Origin of the sequence: Mycobacterium barrassiae (assembly GCF_025822765.1) — a bacterium.
In the GTDB taxonomy this organism is placed as follows: domain Bacteria; phylum Actinomycetota; class Actinomycetes; order Mycobacteriales; family Mycobacteriaceae; genus Mycobacterium; species Mycobacterium barrassiae.
On record NZ_JACKUK010000029.1, the window covers coordinates 360993 to 380995 of the forward strand.

The window sequence follows — 20003 nt, forward strand, 5'->3', positions numbered from 1 at the left end:
GCGTCCCGTCGGCATCACTTGTCACACGCCGGCCATGTGCACACCCATGTGGACAACTTGGGATCAACCATCGAATGATTCGCCGCTTGTTTCACAACCGCGGCCGTCTCCACAACAGCTGAACAACAACGCCGCATTCATCCACAGGAACTTCACAGGCCCACACAGCCGACATCCAGCGCAGACACCGATTCATCCCCAGTCTCCACAGGCCCTAATACTGTTGCTCGTATATCTCCCTAGAAAGTTCTTCGAAGAAGCCTGCTGGGGAACACGCGAAAACCTCCTGGCTGTGCCCTCTCGACCCCCCGAATGTCAGCGTGATCGATTAGCTTTCAACTTGGAGCCGAAAGCTCTACGGTGGTTCAGCGACAGCCGTTACGGTCGTCACGACGCATCGGTCGAAGACGTGTTGAGACACCAGGAAACCGCTGCTTAGCGCTTGTTGTGAGTTTGATCGAAGGGACTGTATGGACGTGGCGACCACAACCGTTGGTGTCACAGATTTGAAGTTCCGTCTGGTGCGAGAAGACTTCGCCGATGCCGTGGCCTGGGTGGCGCGCAATCTGCCGAACCGGCCGACCGTTCCGGTCCTGGCGGGTGTGCTTCTCACCGGCTCCGAGGATGGGTTGACGATCTCGGGGTTCGATTACGAAGTGTCGGCCGAGGTGCAGGTTGCCGCCGAAATAGCTTCTCCCGGAAGCGTTTTGGTCTCCGGCCGGTTGCTCTCGGACATCACCAGGGCGTTGCCGGCCAAACCCATCGACGTCAGCGTCGAGGGCACCCGGGTGTCGTTGACCTGCGGTAGCGCCAGGTTCTCGCTTCCGACGATGGCGGTCGAGGATTACCCGACGTTGCCTGCCCTGCCCGACGAGACCGGTGTCGTTCCCGCGGACCTGTTCGCCGAGGCCATCGGTCAGGTCGCGGTGGCGGCCGGCCGTGACGACACCTTGCCGATGCTCACCGGCATCCGCGTCGAGATTTCGGGTGAGAACGTGATTTTGGCGGCGACCGATCGCTTCCGTCTTGCAGTTCGCGAGTTGACGTGGTCGACCGCGGCGGCGGACACGGAGGCCGCGGTGTTGGTTCCGGCCAAGACTCTGGCCGAAGCCGCCAAGGCCGGTATCGACGGATCCGAGGTCCACCTTGCGTTGGGATCCGGTGCCGAAGTCGGTAAGGAAGGGCTGCTGGGTATCCGCAGCAACGGCAAGCGCAGCACCACACGTCTGCTCGACGCCGAGTTCCCGAAGTTTCGTCAGCTGTTGCCCACCGAGCACACGGCGATCGCAACCATGGGTGTCGCCGAACTCACCGAAGCGATCAAGCGTGTCGCGCTGGTCGCCGACCGCGGCGCGCAGGTACGCATGGAGTTCGCCGACGATGTCCTGCGGTTGTCCGCCGGCGCCGATGACGTCGGCCGCGCGGAAGAAGATCTGCCGGTCGCGTTCGCCGGTGAGCCGCTGACCATCGCGTTCAACCCGACGTATCTGACTGACGGGTTGGGGTCGCTGCACTCCGAGCGCGTGACATTCGGTTTCACGACACCCAGCCGACCTGCGGTACTGCGGCCCGCAAGCGACGATGATGGGGATGTCGGCGCGACGGGACCCTTCCCGGCTGCGCAGAGCGATTACGTCTATCTGTTGATGCCGGTGCGGCTTCCTGGCTGACCGGCCTGACGCCACGACGGGGGCGCACATGCAATTGGGTCTGGTCGGCCTGGGCAAGATGGGTTTCAACATGCGCCAGCGGCTCCGCGAGGGCGGGCACGAGGTCATCGGCTATGACCCCAGACCGGAAGTCACCGACGTCCCGACGCTCGCGGCACTCGCGGAGGCTCTCGACGCCCCCCGCGTGGTGTGGGTGATGGTGCCGTCGGGACATATCACCGATGAGACCATCACGTCGCTGGCGGAGGTGCTGAGTCCCGGTGATCTGGTGATCGACGGCGGTAACTCCCGCTATACCGAGGACGGACCGCACGCAAAACTTTTGGGAGACAAGGGGATTGCCTTTATCGATGCCGGCGTATCGGGAGGCATCTGGGGGTTGACCGAGGGTTACGGCCTGATGGTGGGCGGCAGCAAAGAAGATGTGGCCCGAGCCATGCCGATATTCGAGACCCTGCGGCCCCCGGGCGAGCTGGCCGACGGATTCGTCCGCGCCGGACCCGTCGGCGCCGGCCACTACGCGAAGATGGTGCACAACGGCATCGAGTACGGCCTGATGATGGCGTACGCCGAGGGGTACGAACTGCTGGCGGCCGAAGATCTGATCGAGGACACCCAGGCCGTCATCCAGGCGTGGACCAACGGGACCGTGGTGAGGTCCTGGCTGCAGCAGCTGCTGGCCAAGGCGCTCAAGGAAGACCCCCAATTCGACGACATCACCGGATACACCGAAGACTCCGGCGAGGGCAGGTGGACGGTGGAGGAAGCCATCAACCACCGTGTCCCGATGCCGGTGATCGCGGCGTCGCTGTTCGCCAGATTCGCGTCGCGCCAAAAGGACTCCCCCACCATGAAGGCGGTGTCGGCGTTGCGTAACCAGTTCGGCGGGCACGCCGTGACGAGGATCAGTGAGTCCGGATAGTTGTACATCAGGAACCTTGCGCTGACCGACTTCCGGTCCTGGGCACGGGTCGAGATCGATCTCTCGCCGGGCCGCACGGTCTTCGTCGGCCCGAACGGTTTCGGTAAGACGAATATCGTTGAGGCACTGTGGTATTCATCGACGCTCGGCTCACACCGCGTCGGTACCGATGCGCCACTGATCCGGGCCGGCGCCCAGCGCGCCGTCGTCTCGACCATCGTCGTGAACGACGGCCGGGAGCTCGCGGTCGATCTGGAGATCAACGCCGGGCGCGCCAACAAGGCCAGACTGAACCGCTCCCCCGTCCGCAGCGCCCGCGAAATCCTCGGTGCCCTGCGGGCGGTGCTGTTCGCACCGGAGGACCTGGCCCTCGTGCGGGGTGACCCCAGCGAACGGCGCAGGTACCTCGACGAACTGGCCACCACCCGGCGACCCCAGGTGGCCGCCATCCGCGCCGATTACGAGAAGGTTCTCAAACAGCGCACGGCGTTGTTGAAGAGCGCCGCGGGCGCCAGATATCGCGGTGATCGCAGCGTGCTGGACACCCTGGACGTGTGGGACGGTCACCTGGCGGCACACGGTTCGCGGCTCATTGCGGCGCGAGTCGACCTGGTGAACCAGCTGGCCCCCGAAGTGGAAAAGGCCTATCAGCTGTTGGCGCCGGCGTCGCGCCCGGCGGCCATCCGCTACCGCAGCGGCGTCGAGCTGGTCGAGAACGAGGCCGCGGCGGGTACCGGCAGCGCGGAGCTGTTCGAAGCAGCGTTGTTGGACGCGCTGGCGCGCCGCCGCGATGCCGAGCTGGAACGCGGCGTCTGTCTGGTGGGCCCGCACCGCGACGATCTGGAGTTGCGGCTCGGCGATCAGGTCGCGAAAGGCTTTGCAAGCCATGGCGAATCGTGGTCGATGGCACTGGCGTTGCGGTTGGCGGCCTATGAACTGCTGCGCGCTGAGGGCGGCGATCCGGTGTTGCTGCTGGACGACGTGTTCGCCGAACTCGACAGCGCCCGCAGGCAGGCGTTGGCCAACGTCGCGGCATCGGCCGAACAGGTGCTCGTCACCGCCGCGGTACACGAGGACATCCCGCAGGATTGGGATGCGGACAAGATCGAGATCACCATGAGCCACGACGACACCTGCCGGATCTCCCAGGTACAAGCGAGAACTCGAGCGAACGAGGATCGAGAATGAGTGCCGACGGCGTGGAACCTCCGCCACACCTGGCCCATCTAAAGGGTATGGATCTGGTGCGTCGCACCTTGGAAGAGGCGCGTGGCGCGGCCCGCAGCCAGGGTAAGGATGTGGGCCGCGGGCGCAGCTCGAGGCCACGCAAGGTCGCGGGTGCGAGTCGGCGGCGCTGGTCGGGTCCGGGTCCGGATTCGCGAGACCCGCAGCCGTTGGCCTCGGCGGCGCGCGACCTCGCGCGCAGCCGCGGCTGGTCGGACCGGGTGGCGCAGGGGTCGGTGTTCGGGCGGTGGAACGCGGTCGTCGGCGAACAGATCGCAGCCCACGCCACCCCGACCGGATTGCAGGACGGGGTGCTCACGGTTTCGGCGGAGTCGACGGCCTGGGCCACCCAGTTGCGGATGGTGCAGGCACAACTTCTGGCCAAGATCGCCGCCGCCGTCGGCGACGGTGTGGTGAAGTCACTGAAGATCGTCGGCCCGGTGGCCCCGTCGTGGCGCAAAGGCCGCTATCACATCGCCGGCCGAGGTCCCCGCGACACGTATGGTTGACGGGGGGTTTTCGCAGTTGGCTGAGAGCCGCGAGAACGCCACGAGCGCCTTTCTCAAGCGTCATCACGCACCTTCGGCCGAAAAATTCCATTTACGGCGCAAATAGGTGAGTAGAAACGCTGCCTCAGAGTCGGTGCTGACGGTGCGTGACGGTAGACTGGTTTCATGACTTGCCGGCGGTGACAGATGACCGCCTGAGCCCCACCCCCAAAGAGAGTAGGGAAGCCTCCGCGTGGCTGCTGCGAAGAAGAAAGCCCAGGAACAATACGGCGCCGATTCGATCAAGGTGCTCGAAGGCCTCGAAGCCGTCCGCAAGCGTCCCGGTATGTACATCGGGTCCACCGGTGAGCGGGGCCTGCACCACCTGATCTGGGAGGTTGTGGACAACGCGGTCGACGAGGCCATGGCCGGCTTCGCCACCGAAGTCTCGGTCCGGCTCCTCGACGACGGCGGCGTGGAGGTCACCGACAACGGCCGCGGTATCCCGGTGGCCATGCACTCGACCGGCATCCCCACCGTCGACGTGGTGATGACGGTGCTGCACGCAGGCGGCAAGTTCGAAGAAGGGGCCTACAGCGTCTCCGGCGGGCTTCACGGCGTCGGCGTCTCGGTGGTGAACGCGCTGTCCACCAGGCTGGAAGCCGATATCTGCACCGATGGCTACGAGTGGTTCCAGACCTACGACAACTCGGTGCCCGGCACTCTCAAGCAGGGTGAGAAGACCAAGAAGACCGGCACCACCATCAGGTTCTGGGCCGATCCCAACGTCTTCGAGACCACCAACTACGACTTCGAGACGGTCGCGCGCCGCCTGCAGGAGATGGCCTTCCTCAACAAGGGGTTGACCATCACGCTGTCCGACGAGCGTGTCAGCGCAGACGAAGTCACCGACGAGGTCGTCAGCGACACCGCCGAGGCCCCGAAGTCGGCCGAGGAGAAGGCCGCCGAAGCGGCGGCGCCGCACAAGGTGAAGCACCGCACCTTCCACTACCCCGGCGGACTGGTCGACTTCGTCAAGCACATCAACCGGACGAAATCGCCCATCCACCAGAGCATCGTGGACTTTTCGGGCAAGGGCGAAGGTCACGAAGTCGAGATCGCGCTGCAGTGGAACGCCGGCTATTCGGAGTCGGTGCATACCTTCGCCAACACGATCAACACGCATGAGGGCGGTACCCACGAGGAGGGCTTCCGCGCGGCGCTGACGTCCGTGGTCAACAAGTACGCCAAGGACAAGAAGCTGCTAAAGGACAAGGATCCGAACCTCACCGGCGACGACATCCGCGAGGGCTTGGCCGCGGTGATCTCGGTCAAGGTCGCCGAACCGCAGTTCGAGGGCCAGACCAAGACCAAGCTGGGCAACACCGAGGTCAAGTCGTTCGTGCAGAAGATCTGCAACGAGCAGCTGAGCCACTGGTTCGAGGCCAACCCGGCTGAGGCGAAAACCGTAGTGAACAAAGCGGTTTCGTCGGCCCAGGCGCGTATCGCCGCCCGCAAGGCGCGCGAGTTGGTGCGCCGCAAGAGCGCCACGGACATCGGCGGGCTGCCCGGCAAGCTGGCGGACTGCCGCTCCACCGACCCGCGTAAGTCGGAACTGTATGTGGTGGAGGGTGATTCGGCAGGCGGCTCGGCGAAGAGCGGTCGCGACTCGATGTTCCAGGCGATCCTGCCGTTGCGCGGCAAGATCATCAACGTCGAGAAGGCCCGCATCGACCGCGTCCTGAAGAACACCGAGGTCCAGGCCATCATCACCGCGCTGGGCACGGGCATTCACGACGAGTTCGACATCTCCAAACTGCGCTATCACAAGATCGTATTGATGGCCGACGCCGACGTGGACGGGCAGCACATCTCGACGCTGCTGCTGACGCTGTTGTTCCGGTTCATGAAGCCGCTGATCGAGAACGGCCACGTGTTCCTGGCGCAGCCGCCGCTGTACAAGCTGAAGTGGCAGCGCTCCGATCCGGAGTTCGCCTACTCCGACCGTGAACGCGACGGTCTGCTGGAAGCCGGCCGCAAGGCGGGCAAGAAGATCAACGTCGACGACGGCATCCAGCGCTACAAGGGTCTGGGCGAGATGGACGCCAAGGAGCTGTGGGAAACCACCATGGATCCGTCCGTGCGGGTGCTGCGCCAGGTCACGCTGGACGACGCGGCCGCGGCCGACGAACTGTTCTCGATTCTCATGGGCGAGGACGTCGAAGCGCGCCGCAGCTTCATCACGCGTAACGCCAAAGACGTTCGTTTCCTTGATGTTTGATCCGCATCGCATCGACAATATTGACGATTTAAGGCTGAAAACACATGACTGATACCACGTTGCCCCCTGGCGGCGGCGAATCCGATCGCATCGAGCCTGTCGATATTCAGCAGGAGATGCAGCGCAGCTACATCGACTACGCGATGAGCGTCATCGTCGGCCGCGCGTTGCCGGAGGTGCGTGACGGCCTCAAGCCGGTGCACCGCCGCGTGCTGTACGCGATGTTCGACTCGGGCTTCCGGCCCGACCGCGGCCACGCCAAATCGGCACGATCGGTGGCCGAGACGATGGGCAACTACCACCCGCACGGCGACTCGTCGATCTACGACACCCTTGTCCGGATGGCCCAGCCGTGGTCGCTGCGCTACCCGCTGGTCGACGGTCAGGGCAACTTCGGTTCGCCGGGCAACGATCCGCCGGCCGCCATGCGTTACTGCGTGACCGGCGATGCATTGGTGCGGCTGCCGTTTGGGCAGTCGCTACGTATCTCAGACGTCGTACCCGGTGCTCGGCCGAACACAGACCACGTTGTGGACGCAAAGGTTCTGGACCGCCACGGCAATCCGGTTGCAGCGGATCGCCTCTTCCACTCCGGTGAGCATCAGACCTACACCGTCCGCACCGCGGAAGGCTACGAGGTCACCGGCACGGCGAACCATCCGCTGCTGTGCCTGGTGAGCGTCGCGGGCGTGCCCACGCTGCTGTGGAAGTTGATCGAGGAGATTCGTCCTGACGATCGCGTGGTGATTCAGCGGACTCCACCGACGGAATTCGGCGGAGCTGATCGGCACGACACGCTTGAGGCGCTTCTTTTGGGCGCTCTAATCAGCGAGGGGTTCGTTTCGCGGCGGCGGGCTGGCTTCAACAATCTTGACCGCGACTACTTCAATATGGTGGTCGCCGCCTATGACATCGTCGTCGGGGGACCCCGTTACGTTTCGGAGCGGACCATCCTGTCTGGCTCGAGTCTGCTGGAGCTGGACGTCCACAACTTGACCGCACTCCGTAGAACTCGCTTGGCCTGCTTGGTGGGCCAGCGATCTGCCGACAAGGCCGTTCCCGACTGGATGTGGCAGTCTGCGGCGGCAGTGAAGCGAGCCTTCCTTCAATCGTTGTTTGAAGGCGACGGGTCGTGTTCTGCCCTCCCCCGCAACACGATTCAAATCTCCTACTCGACCAGAAGCGGTCGGTTGGCCAAGGATGTCCAACAGATGTTGTTGGAGTTCGGGGTTATCTCACGCCGCTATCTCCATGCGACAGGTGAACACAAAGTCGTCATCACGAACCGTGCGCACGCCGATATGTTTGCGAAACAGGTTGGTTTTGGCGGCGCGAAGCAGTCCAAACTGTCCCGATTGTTGGAGGCGCTGCCTGATAAGGCTTCCGGCCCGGACACGGACCACGTTCCCGGTCTCGCTACTTTCATCCGCGCTCACAGCGGTGGCCGTTGGGTTGATAAGGAGTGGCTGCGAAAGCACAACATCGATCGACTATCTCGGTGGCAGCGTGACGGAGCTGAAATTCTCAGCCATATCGCCGACCGAGATGTTCGTGCCATCGCGTCGGACTTGACCGACGGCAGGTTCTACTTCGCGAAGGTCACCTCGGTGACAGATGCGGGCGTCCAGCCGGTGTACAGCCTGCGAGTGGACACGGACGACCACGCCTTCATCACCAACGGCTTTGTCAGTCACAACACCGAGGCGCGTCTCACGCCGCTGGCGATGGAGATGCTGCGTGAAATCGACGAGGAGACAGTCGATTTCATCCCGAACTACGACGGGCGCGTGCAGGAACCGACGGTCCTGCCGAGCCGGTTCCCGAACCTACTCGCCAACGGCTCCGGTGGCATCGCGGTCGGCATGGCCACCAACATGCCGCCGCACAACCTGCGCGAGCTCGGCGAGGCGGTGTTCTGGTGCCTGGAGAACCACGACGCCGATGAAGAGGCGACGCTGGCCGCGGTCACCGAACGGGTCAAGGGGCCCGACTTCCCGACCGCAGGCCTGATCGTCGGCTCGCAGGGCATCAGCGACACCTACACGACCGGGCGCGGGTCGATCCGGATGCGCGGCGTCTGCGAAATCGAAGAGGACAGCCGCGGCCGCACCGGCATCGTCATCACCGAACTGCCGTATCAGGTCAACCACGACAACTTCATCACCTCTATCGCGGAGCAGGTCCGCGACGGCAAGCTGGCAGGCATCTCGAACATCGAGGACCAGTCCAGTGACCGCGTCGGGTTGCGCATCGTCGTCGAGCTCAAGCGCGACGCTGTGGCCAAGGTGGTTCTGAACAACCTCTACAAGCACACCCAGCTGCAGACCAGCTTCGGCGCCAACATGCTGGCCATCGTCGACGGCGTGCCGCGCACGCTGCGCCTCGACCAGCTGATCCGCCACTACGTCAACCATCAACTCGATGTCATCGTGCGGCGCACGACCTACCGGTTGCGCAAGGCCAACGAACGGGCCCACATTCTGCGCGGTCTGGTCAAGGCGCTCGATGCCCTCGACGAGGTGATCGCCCTGATCCGGGCGTCGGAGACCGTCGACGTCGCCCGCGCCGGCCTGATCGAGTTGCTCGACATCGACGAGATCCAGGCGCAGGCCATCCTCGATATGCAGCTGCGACGGCTCGCCGCCCTGGAGCGTCAGCGCATCATCGACGACCTGGCCAAGATCGAGGCCGAGATCGCCGACCTCGAGGACATCCTGGCCAAGCCGGAGCGCCAGCGCGCCATCGTGCGCGACGAGCTCAAGGAGATCGTCGACAAGTACGGCGACGATCGCCGGACCAGGATCATCGCCGCAGACGGCGACGTCTCCGACGAGGATCTGATCGCGCGCGAAGAGGTGGTCGTCACGATCACCGAGACGGGCTACGCCAAGCGGACCAAGTCCGATCTCTACCGCAGCCAGAAGCGTGGCGGTAAGGGTGTGCAGGGCGCGGGCCTGAAGCAGGACGACATCGTCAACCACTTCTTCGTCTGCTCCACCCATGACTGGATCCTGTTCTTCACGACGCAGGGCCGGGTCTACCGGGCCAAGGCGTACGACCTGCCCGAGGCGTCGCGCACGGCGCGCGGTCAGCACGTCGCCAATCTGCTGGCCTTCCAGCCGGAGGAGCGCATCGCGCAGGTCATCCAGCTCAAGAGCTACGAGGATGCGCCGTATCTGGTGCTGGCCACCCGCAACGGTCTGGTCAAGAAGTCCAAGCTCACCGACTTCGACTCGAACCGCTCCGGCGGCATCGTCGCGGTGAACCTGCGCGACGGCGACGAGCTGGTGGGTGCGGTGCTCTGCTCGGCGGAGGACGACCTGCTGCTGGTGTCCGCCAAGGGCCAGTCGATCCGCTTCTCAGCTACCGATGAGGCGCTGCGTCCGATGGGTCGCGCCACGTCCGGTGTGCAGGGCATGCGGTTCAACGAAGAGGACCGACTGCTGTCGCTCAACGTGGTGCGGGAGAACACGTACCTGCTGGTCGCGACGTCCGGCGGCTACGCCAAGCGCACAGCGATCGACGAGTACCCGGTCCAGGGTCGCGGTGGCAAAGGGGTGTTGACGGTCCAGTTCGACAAGCGGCGTGGCAGTCTTGTCGGAGCGTTGATCGTCGATGACGACACAGAGCTGTACGCCATCACCTCGGGTGGAGGTGTCATCCGGACCGCGGCTCGCCAGGTGCGCAAGGCCGGGCGGCAGACCAAGGGCGTTCGGTTGATGAACCTGGGAGAGGGCGACACACTGGTTGCCATCGCGCGCAACGCCGAGGAAGGCGACAGCACCGACGAGGTCAACACCGACGTCGGCGAGTAGGCCGGCAGGTGTGACCAGTAGTGACCAGTTAGGAGCCGTAGGTGAGCTCACCGAACGAGCCCGGGTATCCGCGCGCGGCCGAGGGAGGCGCGAACGGCTCCGGTTCGGGTCCCGCTGCAGAGGGCGGCTCCGCGGGCCCTGCCCCAGCACGCGGTCCGCAACCGAGCGGGACGGGCCCCGAGCGCATCGCCGACCCCGCCGACGTCCCGCCATGGCAGCGGGGCCGTGGGCCGAAGCCGGCGAACAGGGCACCCGAGGGGGCCGCGCGGCCAGAGGCGCCGCGTCCTGACGCACCACGGCGCGGCAACGGCGGCCCGGCGAGCCCCTCCCCAGGCATGGATGCTCGACTCAACCGGTTCCTGACCGGCGGCGCGCCGTCGCCGTCCGAGCAGGACGCCGGCGGGTGGGCCGATCCGTCCGAGCAGCGGCCGGAAGGACCCGCGCGGCCGGAGGGGCCGCGAGGTGATCAGCCTGCGCGGCCCGAACAACCCGCGCGAGGCGAACAGCCCCCGCGGTCCGAACCGCCCACGCGCGCAGAGCAGCCGTCGCGCCCTGAGCCGCCCACCCGAGCAGAGGCGCGCCCGGATACGCCCGCGCGGCCCGATCAGTACGCCAGCGAGATCCCCGATCTGTCCGGCCCGCCGCGCGCCACGACGCGCAAGCCGGCGACCGAGCGCTCGGGACAGGAACCGGCCGGCCGGCCAGGAGGTCGGCTGCAGGTTGGCACCCGCCACCAGGGCCCCGTTCGGGCGAGCATGCAGATCCGACGGGTCGACCCGTGGAGCGTGCTGAAGGTCTCGGCGGTGTTGTCCGTCGCGCTGTTCTTCGTCTGGATGATCGCCGTCGCGTTCCTGTATCTGGTGCTCGGCGGCATGGGCGTCTGGAGCAAGCTGAACAGCAACGTCGGCGACCTGCTGACCAGCGCCAGCGGTACCTCCGGCGGTGAGCTGGTGTCCAGCGGAACGATATTCGGTGGCGCGGCGCTCATCGGACTGGTCAACATCGTGCTGTTGACGGCGATGGCGACCGTCGGCGCGTTCATCTACAACCTCACGACCGACATCGTCGGCGGCGTCGAGGTCACGCTGGCCGACCGCGACTGATTCGACTCTGCGCTCACGGCGGCGAAAAGCCGTGCGATCGGCGCCCTCAGCGCAGAGTCAACGTGTCCAGGCTCACCCCCGGCCCCGCAGCGCATCCGCGGTTTGGGCGGGAGCTTACGATTGCGGTAGTCTCGTCGCTCGGCCGTACCGGCAGAACGGGGCTATAGCTCAGGCGGTTAGAGCGCTTCGCTGATAACGAAGAGGTCGGAGGTTCGAGTCCTCCTAGCCCCACGGAAAGGTTCACACCATGAGGGTTGTGGTGCTGCTCGCCACAGCGGTCGCGGCGGTTGTCGCCGTGACGCTCTGGCGGTCTCGGCACGGAGTCGAGGTGTGGCACGCGGCGGCCGACGTGCCGGCCTGAATCATCCCGTCGAGGGGCCTTAGCTCAGTTGGTAGAGCGCTGCCTTTGCAAGGCAGAAGTCAGGGGTTCGAATCCCCTAGGCTCCACTCACACCAGTCATTCGTCGCTGGGGGCGATCAACCCGAGACCACCGTCGTAGCGCGGGTACAGCAGCCGGCCCCGCCCGCTCGCGGGCTCTGTGTAGAACAAGAAGTGCAGATTCTGCTCGCGCATCCGATCCTCAGCGGCGGCGTCGGTCAGTGTCGGCACCGGATGCGAGTTGACGACCAGTGGCACCGGAGGGGTGGCGGCTGCAGGCGACCACGACCACCCGGGCGGGTACATCTGGTGCTGACGTGCCAGCCGAAGGCCGGACGGTCCTGCGCGATACACCACCGCGTCCTCCCCGGCCTCGAAATCGGCGAACAGATACACGTCGTAGTCCATCGCATCCATCGCCGCGACCGCCTCCAGCGGTGTAATCCGTTGCAGAACATAACTTTTGCGGCGGACCAGCTGCGCGTCGGAGTGGGCGGCGAGCAGACGGCGTGACAAATCGGGCCACGGCCCGGGACGCCACGGCCCCCACACACGCACGATCTGGCGGTCCAGGCGGGACAGGGCCGTCGGCAGATCGCCCAGCCCTGCCGTGACCACCTGCGCTCGGGTCGGCACGCCGCGCACCGACAGGTTCACCTGGACGAGCTGCTTCGCATCCCCGATGGTGGCCACCCGAACCCGCGCGCCCCCAGTGATTCCACGATGCTGCAGCACCCTGCCGACACCACGCGCAATGTAGTAGGCATCGCTCGCGCGCAGCGAACCGTCCGAAAGCACGGAGACTTCGGGAAACTCGGGCGCGCAGGGGGATTCGACCTCGGGTCCGAGGCGGTCAATCATCGTTCTCTCCATGTTCTCGTCCCCCGAACTGCGCAGACGTAAGAAGGCTTACGCGTCGCCGGGGGCCGGGAAAAGGGCCGAAAGGCCCTACACGGACCACAGAGCCTCGACAAAAGTTGGGCCAGAATCGATGCGGACGCGAGTTAGCTATAGGAGGCTCGATTGAGCGACTACGAAGTGAAGATGATTGTGTTGTCGACCGACGACCTGGATGAGTCGATCCGGTTCTACAGCGAGACCCTCGGGATGCCACTGAAGTTCCGCGACGGCACCCACTTCGCAGCCCTCGACGGTGGACCCGTCACGCTGGCGCTGGCGACCGCAGTGGACCACCCCATCCACGGTCAAGTGGTGGTCGGCGTCAAGACCGCCGACGTCGACGCCGCCGCGAAAGCCATTGAGGCCAGCGGTGGCGGCATCGTCAAAGGTCCGTACGACGACGCACACGAACGCCGCGCCGTGGTCTACGACAACAAGGGCAACGGATTGGTGTTCTACAGCCCGCTGGCGCGGTAAGCGCCGAAGGTCAGGGCTTGGGCGAAACCTCGACGCTGGGCGCCAGCGGCGACGGGTCCGGCTGCGTCGAACGGCGCACGATCGAGAACGCCACCGCTCCCCCGGCCAGCACCACTACGCCCAGCGCAGCGAGCAGCAGCGGCCGCTTGCGCCGTCGCGTGCGCGCCTTCTGCAGCGCCTGCGGGAGGTTTGACACGACCTCCTGCGCGGCAGCCAACTCCTGCGCGATGGTCTCCTGCGCGGCGGCCAGCTCCTCGCTCAGCTGAGCCTTCAGCCGGCTGCGCCGGTACAGGTCACCGATCCAGTCCGCCGAGGACTGCGCCCCGTCCAGGCTCAGGCCCACAGCCCCGCGCGTGACGTCGACCGGACCGACCGCCGAGTATTTGAGGCCGCGCGACAAGCGCTGCCCAGGGGTCAATCGAGTCTCGGTCTTCGAAGGCATAACGCACCTCTTTCGCGGGCTGAAAGGGAATTGCTACCAGACTGCCACCATCGGCAACACAGCGGTGCCCGTTGGGCATCGAACGGGGCGTGGCACACTGGCATGCCGTGACGAGCCCCATTCAGACAGCGACCGCGACGCTGCACACCAACCGCGGCGACATCAAGATCGCCCTCTTCGGAAACCACGCGCCCAAGACCGTCGCCAACTTCGTGGGACTGGCACAGGGCACCAAGGACTACAGCACCGGGAACGCCTCGGGCGGATCGTCGGGCCCGTTCTACGACGGCATGATCTTCCACCGGGTGATCGACGGATTCATGATCCAGGGCGGCGATCCCGAGGGCACCGGCCGCGGCGGCCCCGGCTACGAGTTCGCCGACGAGTTCCACCCCGAGTTGCAGTTCGACAAGCCCTACCTGCTCGCCATGGCGAACCGGGGGCCGGGGACCAACGGCTCGCAGTTCTTCATCACGGTCGGCAAGACGCCGCACCTGAACCGCAAGCACACGATCTTCGGCGAGGTCGTCGACCCCGAGTCGCAGAAGGTGGTCGATGCGATCGCGTCGACGCCCACCGATCAGCGCGACCGGCCGACCGATCCGGTCGTCGTCGAGTCGATCACCATCGCCTGACTCTAGGAGCCAGCGAAACCGGCGGCTGTCAGGTCGTCGAGCACACGCAGCGGGTCGGTGCCCAGGTCCCACCGGGTGAAGACAAGTAGCCGACCGTCAACCGTGTCGATCTCGAGCAGACGCGTCTTGCGGCCGATCCGGCGGAACTCCGTGATCCGGATCAGCTTGATATCGGGCGGCCGCAGTTCGGTTTCACGCCACAGTCCGCGGCTGACGAGGGCGTCATTTTTGATTGCCAGCTTCGGCCGCGCTCGCCAGGACAAGATTGCGAACGCAAGTAAGCCGATTGCGGCAACGCTCACCAAAACGCGCCCCGGAGGGTCTGTGATCAGGGTCACAGCACCTACAGCCAAGATAATTCCACCTATGCCGCATGCCGCGATGCCCACAGGGGACGGGCTCCACTCAGTTTGCTGCATGGGTTGTGCACATCCTTTTACCGTGGCTAATGAACTTATCCACAAGTGCTATCCCCAATGGGGATGAATCACAACGGTGTGATCTGGTGTCCGGGAGGTTGCTAAACGGGTAACGCTCGGCAACCGGGTTGAATCCATACCACTCGTTGTGTCACTCAGCGCCAGCGCATCGTGAGCAACAGACCGCTGATCATGAAAGCGAACGCGATCGCGTAGTTCCACGGCCCGAGATCGGCCATGAACGGAATGGCGGAGGCCGCCAGTTGGAACACCAGCAGCCACGCGAGCCCGATCAGCATCAGGCCGATGAAAAACGCCACGAACCACGTGCTCGACGGCCCGGCCTTGACCTTGACCGGGGTCCGGCTCACCGGGCTGATGGTGAAGTCGTTCTTCTTGCGAACCTTGGACTTGGGCATGGGTACCTTCAGGACAGACGGCGTCACACGGTGCGACGATGTACGTAGCCTATCGCAGGCCTATCGCAGGCCTATCGCACCTCAACCGCACCTCGACCGCAGTCACCGTCCCCCTGGAGACCAGCCAATGGCGCCGACGACCAAGTCCGCATGGCGCTTCGGCGTGCCGGTGGTCTGCCTGTTGGCCGGACTGCTACTGGCGGCGACGCACGGCGTGTCCGGGGGCGGCGAGATCAGGCGTAGCGACGCCCCACGCCTCGTCGACCTCGTCCGTGAGGCCCAGCAATCGGTGGATCGGCTGACCGCCGAGCGCGACGCGCTCGTGACCGCCCTGGACACTCATCACGGCGGGACGCCGGGGGCCGATGCCGCCCTGGTGGCGATCACCGAACGGTCGGCCCGTCTCGCCGTCGAGGCCGGCCTCGAGCCGATGCGCGGACCGGGCCTGGTGGTGACCCTCAACGACGCGCAGCGTGACGCTCAGGGCCGATTTCCCCGCGACGCCTCCCCCGACGACCTTGTCGTGCACCAGCAGGACATCGACGCCGTGCTGAACGCGCTGTGGAGCGCGGGCGCGGAGGGCATCCAGATGCAGGACCAACGCATCATCGGAACCTCAGCGCCGCGCTGCGTCGGCAACACGCTCCTGCTCAACGGCCGCACGTACAGCCCGCCGTACGTCATCACCGCGATCGGTGACGCCCCGGCCATGCAGGCCGCGCTGGCCGCCGCTCCCCTGGTGACGCTCTACCGGCAGTACGTCGTGCGCTTCGGATTGGGCTACAGCGAGGAACCCCGCGCGCAGGTGGAGCTCGTCGGACACTCGGGACCGGTGCGCATGCAGTACGCCAAACCGGCGGGACCGGTCGGCTATTAGGGCGATTTGTGTGCGTTTAGGAGCGGTGAGCGCGCCCGAGTGCACACAAATCGCGGGCGGTAGCCTGGTCCGATGCAGGTTCTGGTCGTCGACAACTACGACAGCTTCGTGTTCAACCTGGTCCAGTACCTGGGCCAACTCGGGGTGCACGCTGAAGTCTGGCGCAACGACGACGACCGCCTGGCCACCGCCGCCGACATCGACACCGTCGCGGCGAGGTTCGACGGCGTGCTCCTCTCCCCCGGCCCCGGCACCCCCGAGCGGGCCGGCGCGTCGATCCCACTCGTCAAAGCCTGCGCGGCCGCGAACACACCGCTGCTCGGCGTATGCCTGGGCCACCAGGCCATCGGTGTGGCGTTCGGCGGCACCGTCGACCGGGCGCCCGAGCTGCTGCACGGCAAGACCAGCACCGTCTACCACACGAATACCGGTGTGCTGCAAGGTCTTCCGGACCCATTCACGGCGACGCGCTACCACTCGCTGACCATCCTCCCCGAGACGATGCCCGCCGAACTCGAGGTGACCGCGCGCACCGAGGGCGGCGTCGTCATGGGAGTGCGCCACGTCGAACTGCCGATCCACGGCGTCCAGTTCCACCCCGAGTCGATCCTGACCGAAGGCGGCCACCGGATGCTGGCGAACTGGCTGGGCTACTGCGGTGCCGCGCCCGACGAGGCGCTGGTGCGTCAGCTGGAGGACGAAGTGGCCGGGGCGGTCGCCGCCGCTACGACGCGAAGCTCAGCGTAATCCGGCTGTCGAAGTTCACCCCGCTGCCCGGAGACGGACTCTGGGTCACCACGGCATTGGTGCGCTGACCGCTGTTCTGCACGTCGGCAGCCCGGTCGAGTACGCCGGTCCAGCCCAGCGCCCGCAGCCGCGGCTCGGCATCGGTCCAGAACATGCCGCGCACGTCGGGCATGACGAACTGGTTGCCCCGCGACACCTGCAGCTGAATCACCGTGTCGACCGGAACCGTCTGCCCCGCAGGTGGATTGGTGCCGACCAACTGGCCGGCCGGACTGGTGTCGTCGACCTCGACCGGGACGGTCTTGGTGAAGCCCGACGCGGTCAGGATCTGCACGGCGCTGTCCTGCGACTGACCCTTCACGTCAGGGACCGGACGGGTCTCCGGGCCCGCCCCGAGCACGATGGTGATTTCGTTGGTGATCGCCGACGTCTGATTGACCGGCGGGTTCGTGCCGAGAACCTTGTCCTTCATCTCAGGCGTCGACGGTGACGATGAGGGCCTGAAATTCACGAAGCCCGCATCGGTGAGCTTCTCGACCGCCTCGTCGTAGCTGAGGCTCCTGACGTCGGGAATCTCGCGCTGCTCGGGGCCGGTGGACACGTTGATGGTGATCTCGTCGCCGGCGTCCACCGACGCGTTGGCGGCCGGATCGGTGCTGATCACATGGTCGGGCGCGACGTTGGAATCCGGCTTCTGCTGGGTGCGGGTCCGGAATCCGCGATTCTGGAGTTCGGCGATCGCGTCCGCCGACGCCTGACCGCTCACATCCGGCACCTGGACGTCGCGGGTGGTGCCGCCGAACATGTTGATCGCCAGCGTCACCACCACCGTCAGCACGGCCAGCACCGCGACCGCGATGAGCCACCGGGTGACCGAGCCGCGGCGTTCCCGTTCGTAGTACTGGGGCTGCGCCCGCACGACGGGATCGATGCGCTCGGTCCGGTGATCGCTCGGCGGCGCCGACAGCAGCGAGCTGCGCTCGGCGTCGGTGAACACCTTCGGCGCATCGGGCTTCTCGCCGCTGTGCACCTTCACCAGATCGGCGCGCATCTCCGCCGCGGTCTGATACCGGTTGTCGGGGTTCTTGGCCAGCGCCTTGAGCACGACGGCGTCCAGCTCGGGGGCGATGCCCTCCTGGCGCCGTGACGGCGGTTCCGGATCTTCGCGGACGTGTTGATACGCCACTGCCACCGGCGAATCGCCGACGAAAGGTGGCTCGCCAGTGAGGATTTCGTATAGCACGCAACCCAGCGAGTACACATCCGACCGCGCGTCGACCTTCTCGCCGCGCGCCTGCTCGGGGGACAGGTACTGCGCGGTGCCGATCACCGCAGCGGTCTGGGTGACGCTGTTTGCGTCGGCCAGCGCCCGCGCGATGCCGAAGTCCATCACCTTCACCGCGCCGGTCTCGCTGATCATGATGTTGGCCGGTTTGACGTCGCGGTGAATGATCCCGTGCTGGTGGCTGAAGTTCAGCGCCTGGCACGCGTCGGCGATGACCTCGATGGCCCGGCGCGGTTCCATCGGCCCCTCGGTGTGCACGATGTCGCGCAGGGTGACGCCGTCGACGTACTCCATCACGATGTAGGGCAGCGGCCCGTTGGGCGTCTCGGCCTCACCGGTGTCGTAGACGGCGACGATCGCGGGGTGGTTCAGGGCCGCGGCGTTCTGGGCTTCCCGGCGGAAGCGCAGGTAGAAACTTGGGTCGCGGGCCAGATCCGCACGCAGCACCTTGACGGCCACGTCGCGGTGCAGCCGCTGATCGCGCGCCAAATGGACCTCGGACATACCGCCGAAGCCCAGGATCTCGCCGAGTTCGTACCGGTCGGACAGGTGTTGCGGGGTGGTCATTGTGATGTCTGTTCTGAAGCTGAGAGGCGCTGGGCCTGCCGCTCCGTGGGCGAGGACGTCACCTGCACCGTTGCCGGGGCCGCCATCGCATGGTGTCGGGTTACCCCGAATTCTGCTCCACCATGACGGATGGCCCCCTGTCCGGTCCAATTCGGCATCGCCGTCGGCGAGAACGGGGTGGTCTCGGTGATCGTGTTGGTGATGGTCGGCGGTGGTGTCTGCTCCTGCTCCTTACGGTCCTGCGCGTTGAGCACGATGAGGATCGCGATGACGATCGCCAGGGCACCGAGCACGCCGGCGGCCCACAGCAGCGCCCGCTGGCCCGACGAGAACGTGCCGCGCGCCGGGGGAGGGGGAGTGCGATGGCTTCCGGTGGCCGGGCGGGGCCGGGCGACCGGCGCCGGCGCGCGCCCGGTCAGATCTGCGGCGGCTCGCGCCTGGGCTGCCGACGGGACCGCCGCGGGTGTGGCGCGGCCGAGCGACGGCGCCTGGTTGGGTCGCGGCGGACGTCGGCCCGAACGCACGGCGGCGACCGCGTCGGCGAACAGACCGCCGGAGCGGTAGCGCATCCCCGGGTTCTTGACGAGGGTGATCTCGATCAGCTCGCGCACGTTGGGCGGCAGATCGGCGGGCAACGGCGGCGGCGTCTCCTTGATGTGCTTCATCGCCACGGTCAGCGCGCCGTCACCGGTGAAGGGCCGCTTGCCGGAAACAGATTCGTAGCCAACAACTCCCAGCGAGTACACGTCGCTGGCGGCCGTCGCGTCATGGCCGAGCGCCTGCTCGGGCGCGATGTATTGGGCGGTGCCCATCACCATGCCGGTCTGGGTCACCGGAGCGGCGTCCACCGCCTTGGCGATGCCGAAGTCGGTCAGCTTCACCTGGCCGGTCGGCGTGATGAGGATGTTGCCCGGTTTGACGTCGCGGTGCACCAGCCCTGCGTCGTGTGCGACCTGGAGGGCGCGGCCCGTCTGCTCGAGCATGTCGAGCGCGTGGCGCAGCGACAGCCGGCCGGTGCGCTTGAGCACCGAGTTCAGCGGTTCGCCGTTGACGAGTTCCATCACCAGGTAGGCGGTGCGGCCCTCACCGTCCATGTCGGTTTCGCCGTAGTCGTACACACCGGCGATGCCCGGGTGGTTCAGCATCGCGACGGTGCGCGCCTCGGCGCGAAAGCGTTCGACGAACTCGGCGTCCTCGGAGTACTCCGCCTTGAGCACCTTGATCGCGACCCGACGCCCGAGGCGGGAGTCGATACCCTCCCAGACCTGGCCCATGCCGCCGGTGGCGATCAGCCGCTGCAGCCGGTAGCGGCCCGACAGCGTCGCCCCGACGCGCGGGCTCATGACTCGCCTC

Annotated in this window: 17 protein-coding genes and 2 tRNA genes; 13 read left to right on the forward strand and 6 right to left on the reverse strand. The window is 66.2% G+C overall.

Features of this window, described 5'->3' with window-relative positions; translation table 11 throughout:
• The first annotated feature begins 470 nt into the window (after positions 1–470).
• From dnaN to H7J93_RS21455, 9 genes are all read left to right on the forward strand, one after another.
• On the forward strand, positions 471–1670 hold the full coding sequence (dnaN, locus tag H7J93_RS21415; protein ID WP_267308309.1) for a DNA polymerase III subunit beta: 1200 nt from the start codon (positions 471–473) through the stop codon (positions 1668–1670).
• Between the two features lie 28 nt (positions 1671–1698).
• The gene (gnd, locus tag H7J93_RS21420) at positions 1699–2592 is read left to right on the forward strand and encodes a phosphogluconate dehydrogenase (NAD(+)-dependent, decarboxylating) (RefSeq protein ID WP_267308310.1); all 894 of its coding nucleotides are present in this window, start codon (positions 1699–1701) and stop codon (positions 2590–2592) included.
• Positions 2593–3780: a DNA replication/repair protein RecF gene (gene recF, locus H7J93_RS21425; protein WP_267308311.1), complete on the forward strand. Its 1188-nt coding sequence runs from the start codon at positions 2593–2595 to the stop codon at positions 3778–3780.
• Positions 3777–4325 carry a DUF721 family protein gene (locus tag H7J93_RS21430; protein WP_267308312.1) on the forward strand — a complete coding sequence of 183 codons (549 nt, stop codon included), beginning with the start codon at positions 3777–3779 and terminating at the stop codon, positions 4323–4325. Before recF ends, H7J93_RS21430 begins: the two co-directional genes overlap by 4 nt.
• Positions 4326–4557: 232 nt before the next feature.
• A complete protein-coding gene (gene gyrB / locus H7J93_RS21435; RefSeq protein WP_267308313.1) occupies positions 4558–6585 on the forward strand; it encodes a DNA topoisomerase (ATP-hydrolyzing) subunit B in 2028 nt (675 codons plus the stop codon).
• Positions 6586–6629: 44 nt separating this feature from the next.
• Positions 6630–10400: an intein-containing DNA gyrase subunit A gene (gyrA, locus tag H7J93_RS21440; protein ID WP_267308314.1), complete on the forward strand. Its 3771-nt coding sequence runs from the start codon at positions 6630–6632 to the stop codon at positions 10398–10400.
• Positions 10401–10441: 41 nt separating this feature from the next.
• Positions 10442–11503 (forward strand): DUF3566 domain-containing protein, encoded by a 1062-nt coding sequence (locus H7J93_RS21445; protein WP_267308315.1) that lies wholly within the window; start codon positions 10442–10444, stop codon positions 11501–11503.
• A gap of 157 nt (positions 11504–11660) precedes the next feature.
• A tRNA-Ile gene (locus H7J93_RS21450) sits at positions 11661–11734 on the forward strand.
• Positions 11735–11877: 143 nt separating this feature from the next.
• Positions 11878–11950: transfer RNA gene (locus H7J93_RS21455), tRNA-Ala, on the forward strand.
• Positions 11951–11960: 10 nt separating this feature from the next.
• Here H7J93_RS21455 and H7J93_RS21460 read toward each other — a convergent pair.
• The gene (locus H7J93_RS21460) at positions 11961–12743 is read right to left on the reverse strand and encodes a sigma 54 modulation/S30EA ribosomal C-terminal domain-containing protein (protein WP_267308316.1); all 783 of its coding nucleotides are present in this window, start codon (positions 12741–12743) and stop codon (positions 11961–11963) included.
• A 162-nt stretch (positions 12744–12905) separates the two neighbouring features.
• On the opposite strand from H7J93_RS21460, the gene H7J93_RS21465 reads away from it, so the two are divergent.
• Positions 12906–13259: a VOC family protein gene (locus tag H7J93_RS21465; RefSeq protein ID WP_267308317.1), complete on the forward strand. Its 354-nt coding sequence runs from the start codon at positions 12906–12908 to the stop codon at positions 13257–13259.
• 10 nt (positions 13260–13269) lie between these two features.
• Here the strand turns inward: H7J93_RS21465 and cwsA are convergent, their stop codons facing one another.
• Entirely contained in the window at positions 13270–13701 is a 432-nt protein-coding gene (cwsA, locus tag H7J93_RS21470) for a cell wall synthesis protein CwsA (protein WP_267308318.1), read from the reverse strand.
• Between the two features lie 107 nt (positions 13702–13808).
• On the opposite strand from cwsA, the gene H7J93_RS21475 reads away from it, so the two are divergent.
• Positions 13809–14336 carry a peptidylprolyl isomerase gene (locus tag H7J93_RS21475; protein WP_083151581.1) on the forward strand — a complete coding sequence of 176 codons (528 nt, stop codon included), beginning with the start codon at positions 13809–13811 and terminating at the stop codon, positions 14334–14336.
• Between the two features lie 2 nt (positions 14337–14338).
• On the opposite strand, the gene H7J93_RS21480 is transcribed toward H7J93_RS21475, so the two are convergent.
• The gene (locus H7J93_RS21480) at positions 14339–14755 is read right to left on the reverse strand and encodes a PH domain-containing protein (protein ID WP_267308320.1); all 417 of its coding nucleotides are present in this window, start codon (positions 14753–14755) and stop codon (positions 14339–14341) included.
• A gap of 155 nt (positions 14756–14910) precedes the next feature.
• A complete protein-coding gene (gene crgA, locus H7J93_RS21485; RefSeq protein ID WP_083151575.1) occupies positions 14911–15174 on the reverse strand; it encodes a cell division protein CrgA in 264 nt (87 codons plus the stop codon).
• Between the two features lie 127 nt (positions 15175–15301).
• On the opposite strand from crgA, the gene H7J93_RS21490 reads away from it, so the two are divergent.
• Positions 15302–16051 (forward strand): DUF881 domain-containing protein, encoded by a 750-nt coding sequence (locus H7J93_RS21490; protein ID WP_267308321.1) that lies wholly within the window; start codon positions 15302–15304, stop codon positions 16049–16051.
• Positions 16052–16123: 72 nt separating this feature from the next.
• The gene (locus H7J93_RS21495) at positions 16124–16798 is read left to right on the forward strand and encodes an aminodeoxychorismate/anthranilate synthase component II (RefSeq protein ID WP_267308322.1); all 675 of its coding nucleotides are present in this window, start codon (positions 16124–16126) and stop codon (positions 16796–16798) included.
• Here the strand turns inward: H7J93_RS21495 and pknB are convergent.
• Complete coding sequence (gene pknB, locus H7J93_RS21500) at positions 16776–18650, reverse strand: Stk1 family PASTA domain-containing Ser/Thr kinase (protein WP_267308323.1); 1875 nt, start codon at positions 18648–18650, stop codon at positions 16776–16778. The two genes, H7J93_RS21495 and pknB, sit on opposite strands and share 23 nt — an antisense overlap.
• A complete protein-coding gene (locus H7J93_RS21505; protein ID WP_267308324.1) occupies positions 18647–19993 on the reverse strand; it encodes a protein kinase domain-containing protein in 1347 nt (448 codons plus the stop codon). Before H7J93_RS21505 ends, pknB begins: the two co-directional genes overlap by 4 nt.
• Positions 19994–20003 lie beyond the last annotated feature (10 nt).